Raw genomic sequence first — 13,333 nt, 5'->3', positions numbered from 1 at the left:
AGACATGCAACCGATGAAATATGCTGATTTGCACCGCAACATTAAAATTCGTATCATCACTGACTTTTTTACAGACTTGACCCAGAAATCAATCATTCCGTTCATGGCCATTTATCTGAGCGTCCAGATGGGAGCTGGCTGGGCTGGTGTGCTGCTTACGGTCAACATTGTATCCTCCATGATTGCTGGTCTGGGCGCAGGATACTGGTCGGATCGGATTGGACGCAAAAAAATGATGGTCATCGCTCAATGTGTACAAGTATTCGCCTTGTTCTGGCTGGCTGCAGCGAATTCGCCATGGCTGAACTCGGTAGAGCTGACTTGCATCATGTTCTTTCTTAGCAGTCTAAGCTCCGGCATCACCGTTCCAATCGCAGGTGCGATGATCGTGGACGTAAGCAGTGAACATGAACGACATTATGTATATGGATTGCAGTATTGGACGACCAATGTAGCCATTACATTTGGCGCACTGATGGGCGGATTGTTATTCGACTCCTTCCGATTCATTCTGTTCAGTCTGGTGTGCATGGAGAGCTTGGTAACCTTGTTCATTTTGTTGTTTTTCATTCAGGAAACCATGGAACAAACAGCAAAAACGGGCTCGGTTCAAACCACCGCGCCAGTCAGAAGAAATATGCTAAAGACCTATGGAAGTGTACTCAGGGACAGAAAGTTCATGGTCTTCTTCACCGCTTCGGTTCTGGCCGTCTCTCTCGAATTCCAACTGGATAAATACATTGCTGTCCGTCTGAAAAGCGAGTTCAGTGCCCAGCTGTTCCACTGGAACATTTCGGGTCTGCAGATGTTCAGTCTAATCTTGGCGATCAACACGATACTGGTTGCCTTGATTGCTATCCCATTCTCCAAATGGATGGCACGGTTTCAATCCAGATCCATCATGACGGTAGGTATGTGCCTCTACACCGCCGGGTTCGCCGTACTTGCATTTAGCAACTGGGCCATACTGCTAATCGGCTCTGCCGTCCTGCTGACAATTGGCGAATTGATGTACTCACCGGTACGCCAAGTACTTCTTGCCGGGATGATCCCCGATTCGGACCGAGCAGCATATATGGCTGCAGATGGCATGAGTTATAATGTCGCTGCCTTGCTGGGCAGCTTGGGACTAATGATCGGTGCAATGCTGCCTTCATATGCCATGGCCAGCCTGTATGTCATCATTGGGGCCTTTGCTCTTGTATTTTTCCGCCAATCACTCAGGCCGTCAGCTGAACTGAGCGAGTCCCAGCGATGTGCGGATGCCTCATAAGCTCCTTACCGTTAGGAAACCATTTAAGTTTCGTAATCTAACTAATCATGAAACCTATCGAGCCAATTGGAAGTAATACACAGTGAACAGGCTTTATTGCCAAAATTTGCGCAAGGGAGTGTTTACATGCATTTATCCAATCGAAGGAGCCGCTTCAGAGTCACCTCGCTAACGGGTGCATTCATGGCTTTCGTCCTGTCATTAAGTCTCTGGGTACCAGCGGTTCATGCGGAAACCTCATCACCTCAGGTCAATGAGAAAGGACAAACCAAGGCTCTAACCTCTGAATCAGCGGAGGCATTTCTGGACACGTTTTTTGATTCGGCTGAAGCCAAGGCACAATATATCGGTGCTTCCGTTGTTGTTGTCAAGGATGGCAAAGTCCTGGCAGAGAAAGGCTACGGCTATGCCGATCAGGAGAGCAAAACGCCTGTCGATCCGAAGAGTACCGCTTTTCGCGTAGCCTCCGTCTCCAAAACATTTACGGCAGCAGCCGTCATGCAATTGGTGGAGCAGGGGAAGGTAGATCTGCAAGCCGATTTTCAAACGTATGTGAAGGGACTTGAGTTTGATAACCCTTTTGACAAACCAGTCACTGTGGAAAACCTGCTTACGCACACTACCGGATTCGAGATTCGCGATCCGCAGCAGGAAGATATTCACGCCGACTTCGCCAAAACAGTCTCCATGGAGGACTATGCACAGCAGCACATGCCTCCTGTCGTCAGAGAACCTGGCAGTGCCTATATGTACGACAACTTCTCATTCCTGCTGCTCGGCATGATTGTGGAGAATGTCAGCGGTGAACCATTTGAGACGTACATGCAGCAGCACATTTTCAAACCACTCGGTATGGATAACAGCAGTTTCGTGTTGAACGACAAGTTCAAGGATCAGCTCGCGACAGCGTATGACGCGGTACATAATCCGCTCGATCTGTACACCCTCTCTCCAACACCGATGCCTCAAGGAGGCATGTTGTCAACGGCCGAGGATATCGGGAACTTCATGATTGCCTTTCTGAATGATGGTGTGAAAGATAACGAGCGTATACTGAAGGAATCCACCGTCAAAAGCATGGAGCAGTATCGCTCTTCCATTCATCCGGTACTCCCGGACACAACGTATGGATTTGAAGCAGCATTTCAGCTGCCTGGTGCGGGAAGCAGTCCCGCAATCATTACCAAGGCAGGCGACCTGATCGGTTTCAGCTCTTATCTCTTCCTTATTCCGGAGCAAAATACAGGCGTCTTCCTTACGTACAATCAGTCGGGAGCTCTTCGTAATCTGTTCTACCCGGCTTTCATTCAGACCTTCTTCCCGCAATATGCGGAGCCGGTCGCAATCAAGGACTTTACGCCTCAATCCACCAATGAACTGCAGCGCTTCGCCGGACTCTATGCTGACCTAAGACTTAGCACGATTGTCAGTTCTCTCAAAAACGGTGGCACAGAACCCGGTAAATTGAGCATTTCAGATGCCTTCCTGGGCCCACGTACCCTGATTCAGGTTGATGAGAATCTGTTCAAGGATGAGTTAACGGGTCAATTCACAGCCTTTAAGGAACAAGCAGATGGAACAATCTATATGAAAGAGCCCTACCTCAATCCGCTGGGATATGAGAAAAAAGGGCAGCAGCCTCAGGGATTCCGGGACGTTCGTCCGGAAAGTCCTTATGCCGAGGCCATTTATGGATTACAGTCGCTCGGTCATTATGACAACGATGCAACCGAAGCATTCCAGCCCAAGTCAGCCGTTACACGTGCGGAATTCATTGAAGATGTACTGAAAATGAGCGGTCTCAAACCAAGCCAAACAACACCGCCTGCGGATAGCGATTGGGCCAGTCACCCTGCAGCAGGCTACATCCAGCTCGGTTATGAAGCCGGCATGATCACGGGTGCGGATTCCAAACAATTCAAGCCGGATCAAGTCATTACCCGCCAGGAAGCCATGGTTATGATCTGGAGATCGCTGCAGCTGCAGTATCCGAGTGAGCTGTTCCAGGATGTGAAGCTTGCCGGACATGCGGATGAGTGGGCTGTACCCGCAATCCAGATGATGGTTAAGCTCGGCATTCATGGTCCGGAAGTGAAGGTACTGAAGGATGGCTCTGTGGATGTTCTTGCCCGCAAACCGCTTATTCGTCAAGAAGAGGCTGCCATTATGTATCAATTGTTTACTCAACCAACGGATAAGATTGTAGCTGAACTTATGGCCCAGCAGCCTCAACCAGAAGCCTCCAATGTGGATGAGGCTGATGACGATCAGCCCTCACCTGCCAATCCGGAGGAAACACCTTAAATGACCAAAGTGTAGTAACTTAATTCCAGACACGTCCAACAGGCTTGTTCGGAAGGAGGATAACCTTCTTCGAACAAGCCTGTTTTTTTACCCTGTTATGTTACACGTTGGCGAGCAACGAAGAGACATGATGATTGCCATTCCGTTGATCGTATTTCTCAGCAGCCGCCTTAGCATAACCCTCAAAATAATCAGCCAATGCGCGCAAGTCTCCAGGGTCTCCTTCATACGGGAAAGAAGCAGGAAGGCGCAATCGGTATCCTGGCGATTCCTCTGCCCAGTGGCGCAGCAGCTGAGCTGCTCTGTCGTAGAACATCATTTTGGCAAAAGGATCTTCATGATCGGCGGCTAGTACCAGACTTTCTTCCAACACATCAATTCCCTTCGACGGGTTGGTTCGTGCCAGATAATCCATTTGTTCTGCAAAGCTCTGTACAAAATCATTTTGTCCCTTAATCATTCGGTAACCCTTCTGCTGATGCTTGTTCGCTTCCTCAATCCGTCCAAGACGATATAGCGGCATGAGGACTTCGGATAACGTCAGGTGCGGAATTTCAGCGCAGCTCATACGACCCTTCAAGATCGGCTTGGCCGCCTCCAGAACCTGCTCATCATCTCCCATTAGAATCCAGTAACGCATGATTTCATCCTGTTCACAAGCTTCACAATCACTCATAAAGTCACGGTCCATTGTTCTGAACTTGGCATAACTGCTTCCTGCTTCCTCCAAGTCGCCAAGATCCATGAATATACGGAAACGGTAATACCAGTATGAACGATCACTGTAGCCAAAGGATTTGAAACGTCGGCCAAAGTCCTCCAGCAGCTCCATCATCTTATCGCGAGAGACCTCGGGGAAACTGGAGAGTTCTCCCAGGATCCATTTGTACGACCACATTAATGTCTCTTCGTCATAGCGCTCAGGCTGCTGATCAAACTTGCCGAGCTGCCAGGAAAAAGCGATAAGTGCTTTCATGGGATATCCACAGAACGTGGCTGTTTCCACAATCTCGGATCGAGCTTCGTATGCCTCTTCCTCCATGCCATTTACGTCGGCCACTCGGGCTGCTTCTTCAAGCATACCCAGTTTCGCTGTACCGTTAGGCAAGCCATAGGCCTCGTCCATCAATTCCTCGAAATCCATCTCTGTATTCATCAGACATCCCCCTTACGATCCGTATTTGCACGTAAACCCCAATCAATAAAACGAACGATGCCTTGATTCAGCACCTCAAGCTCCTGCCGGTTCATTGCATAGTGGCCCATCATTAGCGCATTCACATAGAGCATCTCAATGGCGATCGGCGTCATTTGGGGATCTGGTGTCGTTAACACGCGCTGAATGATTGGATTATTTACATTCAGATACAAGGTGGAGTAGCCAGCAGAGCTGATGCCAGCCGATAATGAGCCCAGTACGGAAGAGAACAGTTCTGTACTCTCCTCACTCGCCTTTTCCAATGCACGAAGCGTAGAAGATTCCTGCGATAGCGTGAACAGTACAGGCAGGTCTTCCGGTTTGAACCCCTTCACCTCGGCACGGCAGCGAAAGCGCTGAAGTGCCGAATCCGCCAGACGCAGCGCATCATAATAATCATTGCGCTGGGCTGGAGGAACATCCGTAAAGCTAAGCGAAACCTGATCCGGCTGCAGTCGCTCTGTATGCACATTTGGTACCGCTAGTGGCAGTGTCGCCATCAATTCGTTGTCATAGATGTATCCGCCATTAATAACCAGAAGGGATTGGGCAGACGCGACATGGTGAATCTGGCGATACTCATCCACCGTCGCTGTGAAGTATAACGTCTCTCCTTCAGCCATTAACTCCCCCAGCTCCCGGTGGCCCCGTGTGCTCTCAAATGGCAGCCAGCGATAGATCATTGCGTAAAAATCCTGATCCTGCACAGCCAGTGCCTTCATGGAGAGTGCATGCAGACGGATGAGCTTCTTCAGGCGCTCTGTCTGGTTCTCCGCCATATCGGACAGTCCTTGACGAAGGGCATCGCCAAGTTCGGAGCGTACTTCCTCCAGCTTTTCATTTTCATAAAAATGTTCACGCGAAGCCGTTGGTTGAAGCTCATCGGTCCAGATCAGACATTTCACAAAGAAGGCCCAATCCGGCAAAATATTCTCTGCCTTCTCCGAGATCAGCATCCGCTTCAGATACACCCGGTGAGAACGCTTGGCGTTCAGATTAACGGCATGTGGAAGCACAAATGCAATCCCTCCGGTACGTCCGGAAGCTGTCGTCAGTGGGATGAAATCTTCAAATGTCTCTCCAAGCAGGCGCCCACCAAATGCAAGCACCTCCGCTTTGCGCCCTTTGGCAAGTTCCGGCTGCGTAAGCCACACAGGCGAATCGGCATTGACGATGTCCTGTACACCTTCGCTCTGAAGCGTCACGGGGTAAGGTAACAAGGCCCCATAATAGAACAAAGCTTCCTTCACATATTCCGGTTCAAAATAATGGGCGGCATCTGGCGTACAGCGCAAATACACTTTGGTTCCCGGGGATAACTGGGTCTCAAGCTGGCGAATGGTATAGGTTCCATCCGGCTTGCCGCGCCATTCCATCGAAGGTCCTCCCTTCGCGGATTGGGTCAGCATGACGATCTCATTGCTCACCATGAAGCAGGACAACAACCCGATCCCGAATCGTCCGATAAAAGAAGTCTCTCCATCCAGTAAGGCTTGCTGCCCACGCTTCGAGGATTGTCCGATCATTGCCAGAAATTCGTGAATATCCGCTTCGGTTAAGCCGATGCCGTTATCCTCCACCATCATCGTTAACTGCTCACCTGTGCCTGTCAGCTCTACGCGTACTTCACCTTGAAACCCATGCTCTGCCTCACTTCGTGCTGTAATGGCATCGGTCGCGTTCTGCATCAGTTCACGCAAGAAAACTTTGGGACTGCTATAGAGATGATTCGATAAAATCTGAATCATGCCACTCAGATTGACCTGAAAACGATATTCGTTGGATGCTGCCATTGTTTGCTCACCTTCCTCTGGTCCAACACAACAGAATTTTAACTTCATATGTGTACATACAATGTGTTAGACGAATTGTAAATTTTCAAATATGTAAATCTAAGACATTGGCATTCCACAACTCATAATGCCAAACGACCACGCCAAGCCGGCCCTGGTGGTAACCAAGACCGGCGTTAGATGAATATTCAGGCATACATCATATGTATAAGGCCTTCCCTTTTATTACCTCATTATGGATGGCAATGAAACGGGATATTGCATCCTTTTTACCACAATACAATGAACAAGAGAATGAGAAAACAAACCTGAGACCCGATTTTTCCGGACTTTAGGGCGGAAATGCCCTTTTCTCCGTGGGACTTTGGACCGAATAATATTTTTTACAATCCATTTGAACGATATTGTCCTGTTAAACGTATCATCTTCAAAATGAGAACGGATGGTGAAGGCATATGATTGAAGTTCGCAGCATATCCAAACAATTCAAAGAGCATCAGGCCCTGCGTGATGTCAGCTTCACGATTGAACAAGGCAGCGTGACCGGATTAATCGGCCCCAACGGCTCAGGCAAAACGACACTGATCCGCATTATGAACGGTGTCCTTGGGGCAACAAGCGGATCCGTAACGATTAACGGATTGGACCCCTCCAACCATGCAGAGAAGGTACTGGCCATGTGCGGCACACTCACGGAACAAAGTGGACTGTATGAAAATATGAGCGGACGCGACAATCTCGTTTTCTTCGCAGATGCCTTTGGTGTACAGCAGCAATCCAAACGAATTGACGAGCTGGTAGAGCTGTTCGAATTACAGGAGTATCAGCACCGCAAAGTGGGCACCTACAGCACAGGCATGAAGAAACGGCTCGGCCTTGCCCGAGTTCTGCTTCATCGCCCGTCCATTCTATTTCTGGATGAGCCGACAAATGGTCTGGACCCAGATGGGATTCAGATGGTACTCCGGATCATTCGCCGGATGAACCGTGAGGAGAACATGACCATTCTGGTCTCTTCGCACGTCCTGTCCCAACTCTCAGCCGTATGTGATCGATATATTTTCATGGAAAAGGGAAGCAAGGTTGAAGAAGGCTCGGAGCAGGAGATTATACATCGTTATCTCACTGCGCCACGGCTTGAGGTAGAGGCCGTCCTGGCTGATGGATGGAGTGCGGCTGCTGAGTTTAATCCGGAGATCCTCTCAGCGGACAAGGCGATTTTCCAGCTCCAGTCCCGTGAGGAAATCCCCATGCTGCTCAAACATTTAACCACGAACGGACAAGTCTATCAGGCTCGCCTAATCGGCAGTGATCTGGAAAGCATCTATTTTGCCATCAGGGAGGCACACCATCATGAATAATCGTCAAGCGATAAAAGCACTGGTACGCAAAGATATTCGGGCCATCACAGCCAGCATTCAGCTATGGCTCCCCATGCTGATCGTTCCGCTCATTATCGGGGTTACCATGCCCGCCATACTCATATGGGTGGCTTCCCGAGTTGAACTTCGTTCCATCGGAAATATCGGATTCCTGCTCGACAGTCTCGATATCTTAAGCAGCTCAGGACAGATCCCGGAACTAGCCTCTATGGCTACAGACAACCATCGCATTGTCTATTATCTGGCCTTATATATGTTCGCACCGCTGTTTCTGATCATTCCGGTGATGGCCTCCAGCATTCTAACAGCGAACAGCTTCGCGGGGGAGAAGGAACGCAAGACGCTCGAAGGACTTCTATTCACACCCATCAGCATGGACACCCTGTTTAAAGGCAAAGTACTGGCTGCTCTTATACCTTCCATACTACTGTCCTGGATTACCTTTCTCATCTATGGGATCATTGCCAATATTCTGATGTACCCCATGTTCGGAGCCGTGATGTTCCCGAACTGGAATTGGATCATTCTTGTGCTTTGGGTGGTTCCGTCATGCAGTCTTATGGTCATCCTGCTCAATGTGCTGATCTCGGCCAAAGTTCGTGGATTTCAGGAAGCTTATCAGCTGGGAGGACTTATCGTTCTTCCTCTGCTAGCACTAATTGCTGGTCAGGCAAGCGGAATGCTGCTTATCAGCCCTGTATTGCTGCTGCTGATTGGAGCTGCGCTTCTGCTCATTAGCCTGGTCCTGCTTCGTCTGGTTTCACTCTGGAATAGTCGCCAGCAGCTGGCTGAGAGTCAGATCTGATCATGGTGACAGCAAAAGTGTATCTATTCAAAATGGCGGCCCGATTGAGAAAACAAAAACGACAGGTTATGATAGGGAGACATGCACTTGGGGATGACCGAAGAAAGGAATGGAACCACTGATGGAATACAGTCTGCTTCAGAAAATGAAATATGCACAGCAATTAACGGCACAGGAGAAGCATATTGTGGACCACATTCTGAACAATCCCGAAGTTGTTTTTGAATCTACGGCTCATGAACTGGCTCAAGCCACCTATACAAGCTCATCAACCATTGTCCGTTTATGCAAAAAGCTGGGTACCCAAGGGTACCCAGACTTTCAATTAAAGCTTGCCCTCGATTATCAGCGTGCTCCTGCTACGCTTCCACCTGCGAATCATCCCTTTACCGAACTGGAGGATGTACGTTCCGCGATGGAATCCGTACCTTACCTTTATCATCAGGCATTGGAGGAAACACGCCGTCTATTGAACGCTTCTGTGTTGCAGCGAATCGCAAATTGGGTGAAGGAATCCGGCCGGATTGATATCTACGGCAGTGATATGAACTACTATCTTGCACAGCAGGCCTGCACCAAGTGGAATGAACTGGGCATCTCCGCTATCGCGCACAACAGTCCGAATATGCATTATCTGAACACGATGAACCCTAATGTATCCACACTTTCCTTCGTCATTTCACATACCGGGGAGAATCAGTCGATGGTTGATGTCGCCAAAATTCTGAACGGGAAAAACATGAACGTCATTGCGATCACGGGTAATAACCATTCCAGCTTGTCCAGACAATCCACCGAAACCCTGCTCAGCTATGGCTACAATGAACAAATGAGGCTTTCCAAGATGTCCTCTATGGTTTCTGTACTTTATCTCTTCGATATCTTGTACATGAGCAGCATTCGTGACAGCTATTAACCCCGATCGGCAGCAAAGACAATCCCCGCATCCTTGCGCGCTTCGGCCAATATGTTCATCACAGATTGACTGTGGCTGAGGAGCTCATAACATTTCGCGTAATCCTTATTGATATAGATATTTCTAAAGGCTTCCCATTCGTAATAAAGCCAGTTGGACTGTGCCTGCACATTGATCGTCTCCAGGGGCTCCTGCCCAATCTGGATCTTGATTTCCTGGCACCCGTTGGCTCCTCCCACAACTTGAATATATCCCTTCTCCCCCTGAATCAAGACAAAATTCATGCTGGTTGTGTCCTTACATCCTACACACTCCGCAATAAACTCGGGATACTTCAGAACCACCACCCCTGATGTATCAATCCCATTGACGTGTCGGTTAGCCGTATAGGATACGGTTTCCGGGCTGCCAAACATTTTCATGACAAAATGAAGGTTGTATATGTTGATATCCATCAGCGCACCACCGGAGAATTTGGGGTTAAATACATTCGGTGTTTCCCCGGCAAGCAGCTGATTGTATTTACTCGAATACTGACTGTAATTGCACTGAATGAACCGAATATTCCCCAGTTTGGACAGCTGCTCCTTCACCTTGTTGTAGTTAGGAAGATGGATGTTTGAGATCGCCTCAAACAGAAACAGATTTTTTTCCCGGGCCAGTTTAATCAGCGCTTGGGCTTCCCATGCCGTTGATGTGAATGGTTTTTCACAGACGACATGTTTACCATGCTGAAGCGCCTGATAGGCCTGCTCATAATGCATGCTGTTGGGTGATGCGATGTAAATAAAGTCCACATTCGGGTCAGTATAGAGTTCGTTCAGATTCGTGTAGATGGTCTGCACTCCATATTTGTCTGCAAGCGGCTCTGCAGTTTCCCTTTTCCGGGAGTAAATGGCTGTACATTGCACTCCATCCACTTCGTCAATTGCCGATAAAATGGCATCCACAATAAATCCTGTCCCAATCGTAGCTATATTCATCGTTGCTTCGCTCCTCTTCTTTATATCCAATCATCTGGCCTTTTTCGCGGCTTCGACTCCATCATGCAAAATATCCAGTACATATAAAACCTCATGATCCTTGACGGGCTTCTCATCGTGATGACGGATAGCCTCAAGCAATTTCTCATATAAAATGCCATAGTCCGTCACTTCAGACGGTACGTTCTCCGTATGGGACTCCCCTTTCTCGTCCACATAACTCAGTGTCCCCCAATTCGTTTCAGGTTCAATATCAAAGGATACGGATGTTGGTCCGGCTCCATTCTTCGATTGATGACCACTGCTGTACTTCACAAAACTGCCCCGGTCTCCGTGGATTATAAATTTTGGATGTTCGATTTTTACGAGCAGGCTGCACTTAATGGTCGCTTTCATCCGTCCGTACCGGAAATCGATATCGATATAGTCATCCGATTCCCCAGGCGCCACCAGACTTCGGACATCATAATCAATCCGGTCTGCTTCACCGTATAACGATATTAGCTGATCAATGGTATGCACCGCCAAACCATGCAGCAACCCAAACCCTTTGCGACTGTACTGCGGATGAAAATAATCATAGTGGGACTGGATCTCCACAATATTGCCCAGCTTGCCGCTCTCGATCACTTTTTTCAAAGTAAGAAAGTCCCCATCATACCTGCGGTTCTGGTTCGCCATCGCGATAAGATGTTTACGTTCCGCCAGTTCAAAAATCTCCTTGGCTTCAGCCGAAGTTGAGGCAAACGGCTTCTCGACCAAAACATGTTTGCCATGTTCCAATGCCAATTCGGCGTATTCAACATGACTGTCCACATGAGTCGCAACAACAATAAGTTCGATATCTGGATCATGCAGTATATCGTTAAGGATTGTAGTAAACGTAATTTCAGGGTAGTAGCCCTCTCGCTCCGTGTCGCCCACCCGGTCTTCCTCACGTCGGTAGATCGTCTTCACCCGAATCTGCTCTCTTCTCTCCAGATAAGGCAGATGATAATTCACTACGGCATTTCCAAATCCAATGATAGCGATCTTCAACATATGGAATCACTCCTCTACTTTGGTTAAGCGCAATGTTATCATGCAGCAGACTCGTGGTGAATGCTTTGGAGAAGGAATGGCAGCAACATTCGAAAATGGATTCAAGGCTTGGGATAGCGTGAAATTCAATTTCAAACTGCGGGCATCAGGCAGCTTGGATATAACAATTTTTCCCTAGTTTACCGATATAATTTAAGAAACGAACTACATACATATGGATGAAGGGTGTCGATGGAGACATGAGCAAATGGTTTACAGGCATGCAGCGCAAGATCAGTACTTTTCTGTTGTTTACACTGATCACTGCAGCAATATTGGGCGGAGGTAATGCAGCACAGGCAGCTTCCCTCAATCAATCTACTGTGTATTACGATTCGGACGGTGTATTGTACAAAGTATCCGGAGATGGCAGCAATACGACAGAAGTTTTACTTGATTTTCAGGGTGTGGACCTTGTAGCGGCAGGTTCTCACCTCTTCTACACTTCAACTGAAACTTCCACAACACTGCTTCGGGTTCCCAATGACGGATCGCGCGATACCGCCGAGACGTTTGCAACCGACGTTCTGCGTTACGATACGGATAACGGATTCATATATTACATGGATGCGAAAGGTTCGATCTATCGTGCGAGTGGTGATGGTGAGCCAACTTCCGTTAAAAAGATCGCAGACAAAGCAGATACGGATTTCCCGCTGCTCGCCGTCATTAAGGGCCGCGTTTATTACAACGCCCTCGTTAACGGCAATACCTGGATCGTCTCCAAAGCTACAAATGGCAGCGGAACTGTACAACGGATTGCTGAAGGCGCAGTGGAAAGCACTTATTTTATGAATTCGGCAAAAAACAAACTGCAACTGATGGTTAACACCAATCCTTATGAAACCTACTACTCCACCAATGCTGTGGTCATGTACACCGTGAACTACAGTACAGGCAAGGCAAGTGCTGTGAATCCAAAAGCCAAGCTGGACGTAAATGCAGTATATTCCGGGGGCTGGAGCAGCTCGTTTTACGTGTATAACAAAGGAATCAGCCTGGATAGCAGCAAGGATTACAACTACGCAACAGGCAAAGCTTTTGCCCTTACCACTTCAGGGAAGACATTCCAGATTCATAGCAAAAGTATCCGAGAAGTAAGTGCACTTGGCACAGACAAGGCAGTTATCATTGATGCAGACAAAAAAGCGTACGCAAAAACCGTATCTGGCAGCAAGGTCACCAAAACGACCAATCTAAATTTGACTAACGTCAATTACGTTGGGGATCAGCTGACCAATGGCACAGCAACACTTGCCTACATTTCTGGCGACAATGGCCTCTACGCTGTAAGTTCGACACTCAAAGTAACCAAACTGGTCGGGGATGAATGGGACACCTTCCATTTCAGAGATGATGTACCAGGCATCTTCTACATTAACGCGAAAGACCTCTATCGTTTGTATCATATCCAGGCGAATGGATCAGGTAATAAAGTGTTAAGTGAAGTATTCCTGGACGACATTCTGTTGGTATCCCCAAACTAAATTTCTTATTAAATAAAGAGGATTACCTTGCAGCCCTGCGGCTCCCGGTATCCTCTTTTTATATGTTCACAACTATTTTTGAAAAACGACTTCCATATGAGAATGATAATTG

Annotated in this window: 10 protein-coding genes; 6 read left to right on the top strand and 4 right to left on the bottom strand. The window is 48.1% G+C overall.

What is annotated here, in order from left to right:
* Nucleotides 1-4 precede the first annotated feature (4 nt).
* Both AC3WQ3_RS05265 and AC3WQ3_RS05260 read left to right on the top strand, forming a co-directional pair.
* Complete coding sequence (locus tag AC3WQ3_RS05265; RefSeq protein ID WP_492471630.1) at nt 5-1,273, top strand: MDR family MFS transporter; 1,269 nt, start codon at nt 5-7, stop codon at nt 1,271-1,273.
* Between the two features lie 183 nt (nt 1,274-1,456).
* Complete coding sequence (locus AC3WQ3_RS05260; protein WP_492471629.1) at nt 1,457-3,577, top strand: serine hydrolase domain-containing protein; 2,121 nt, start codon at nt 1,457-1,459, stop codon at nt 3,575-3,577.
* Between the two features lie 100 nt (nt 3,578-3,677).
* On the opposite strand, the gene AC3WQ3_RS05255 is transcribed toward AC3WQ3_RS05260, so the two are convergent.
* Nucleotides 3,678-4,733, bottom strand: a complete 1,056-nt coding sequence (locus AC3WQ3_RS05255; RefSeq protein WP_336781082.1) for a hypothetical protein — start codon at nt 4,731-4,733, stop codon at nt 3,678-3,680.
* Nucleotides 4,733-6,568 (bottom strand): HSP90 family protein, encoded by a 1,836-nt coding sequence (locus tag AC3WQ3_RS05250; RefSeq protein ID WP_492471628.1) that lies wholly within the window; start codon nt 6,566-6,568, stop codon nt 4,733-4,735. Before AC3WQ3_RS05250 ends, AC3WQ3_RS05255 begins: the two co-directional genes overlap by 1 nt.
* Nucleotides 6,569-7,023: 455 nt before the next feature.
* Between AC3WQ3_RS05250 and AC3WQ3_RS05245 the strand changes: the two genes are divergently transcribed.
* The 3 genes from AC3WQ3_RS05245 to AC3WQ3_RS05235 all read left to right on the top strand — a co-directional run bounded on the left by AC3WQ3_RS05245 (nt 7,024) and on the right by AC3WQ3_RS05235 (nt 9,671).
* Entirely contained in the window at nt 7,024-7,929 is a 906-nt protein-coding gene (locus tag AC3WQ3_RS05245; protein ID WP_492471627.1) for an ABC transporter ATP-binding protein, read from the top strand.
* Nucleotides 7,922-8,755 carry an ABC transporter permease subunit gene (locus AC3WQ3_RS05240; protein WP_336781085.1) on the top strand — a complete coding sequence of 278 codons (834 nt, stop codon included), beginning with the start codon at nt 7,922-7,924 and terminating at the stop codon, nt 8,753-8,755. The genes AC3WQ3_RS05245 and AC3WQ3_RS05240 overlap by 8 nt, the downstream gene beginning before the upstream one ends.
* Before the next feature lie 109 nt (nt 8,756-8,864).
* The gene (locus AC3WQ3_RS05235; RefSeq protein WP_492471626.1) at nt 8,865-9,671 is read left to right on the top strand and encodes a MurR/RpiR family transcriptional regulator; all 807 of its coding nucleotides are present in this window, start codon (nt 8,865-8,867) and stop codon (nt 9,669-9,671) included.
* Here the strand turns inward: AC3WQ3_RS05235 and AC3WQ3_RS05230 are convergent.
* A complete protein-coding gene (locus AC3WQ3_RS05230; protein WP_492471625.1) occupies nt 9,668-10,654 on the bottom strand; it encodes a Gfo/Idh/MocA family protein in 987 nt (328 codons plus the stop codon). The two genes, AC3WQ3_RS05235 and AC3WQ3_RS05230, sit on opposite strands and share 4 nt — an antisense overlap.
* Before the next feature lie 30 nt (nt 10,655-10,684).
* Nucleotides 10,685-11,695: a Gfo/Idh/MocA family oxidoreductase gene (locus AC3WQ3_RS05225; protein WP_492471624.1), complete on the bottom strand. Its 1,011-nt coding sequence runs from the start codon at nt 11,693-11,695 to the stop codon at nt 10,685-10,687.
* A 239-nt stretch (nt 11,696-11,934) separates the two neighbouring features.
* Between AC3WQ3_RS05225 and AC3WQ3_RS05220 the strand changes: the two genes are divergently transcribed.
* Nucleotides 11,935-13,221, top strand: a complete 1,287-nt coding sequence (locus AC3WQ3_RS05220; RefSeq protein ID WP_492471623.1) for a DUF5050 domain-containing protein — start codon at nt 11,935-11,937, stop codon at nt 13,219-13,221.
* Nucleotides 13,222-13,333 lie beyond the last annotated feature (112 nt).

It is taken from the genome of Paenibacillus sp. FW104-T2, from assembly GCF_058789975.1.
This window is presented reverse-complemented; position numbering and strand designations above follow the sequence as displayed.

Excerpts from the sequence above, each read along its gene's own strand:
- AC3WQ3_RS05265 (WP_492471630.1), top strand. The coding sequence starts at position 5 with ATGCAACCGATGAAATATGCTGATTTGCACCGCAACATTAAAATTCGT.
- AC3WQ3_RS05260 (WP_492471629.1), top strand. The coding sequence starts at position 1,457 with ATGGCTTTCGTCCTGTCATTAAGTCTCTGGGTACCAGCGGTTCATGCG.
- AC3WQ3_RS05255 (WP_336781082.1), bottom strand. The coding sequence starts at position 4,733 with ATGAATACAGAGATGGATTTCGAGGAATTGATGGACGAGGCCTATGGC.
- AC3WQ3_RS05250 (WP_492471628.1), bottom strand. The coding sequence starts at position 6,568 with ATGGCAGCATCCAACGAATATCGTTTTCAGGTCAATCTGAGTGGCATG.
- AC3WQ3_RS05245 (WP_492471627.1), top strand. The coding sequence starts at position 7,024 with ATGATTGAAGTTCGCAGCATATCCAAACAATTCAAAGAGCATCAGGCC.
- AC3WQ3_RS05240 (WP_336781085.1), top strand. The coding sequence starts at position 7,922 with ATGAATAATCGTCAAGCGATAAAAGCACTGGTACGCAAAGATATTCGG.
- AC3WQ3_RS05235 (WP_492471626.1), top strand. The coding sequence starts at position 8,865 with ATGGAACCACTGATGGAATACAGTCTGCTTCAGAAAATGAAATATGCA.
- AC3WQ3_RS05230 (WP_492471625.1), bottom strand. The coding sequence starts at position 10,654 with ATGAATATAGCTACGATTGGGACAGGATTTATTGTGGATGCCATTTTA.
- AC3WQ3_RS05225 (WP_492471624.1), bottom strand. The coding sequence starts at position 11,695 with ATGTTGAAGATCGCTATCATTGGATTTGGAAATGCCGTAGTGAATTAT.
- AC3WQ3_RS05220 (WP_492471623.1), top strand. The coding sequence starts at position 11,935 with ATGAGCAAATGGTTTACAGGCATGCAGCGCAAGATCAGTACTTTTCTG.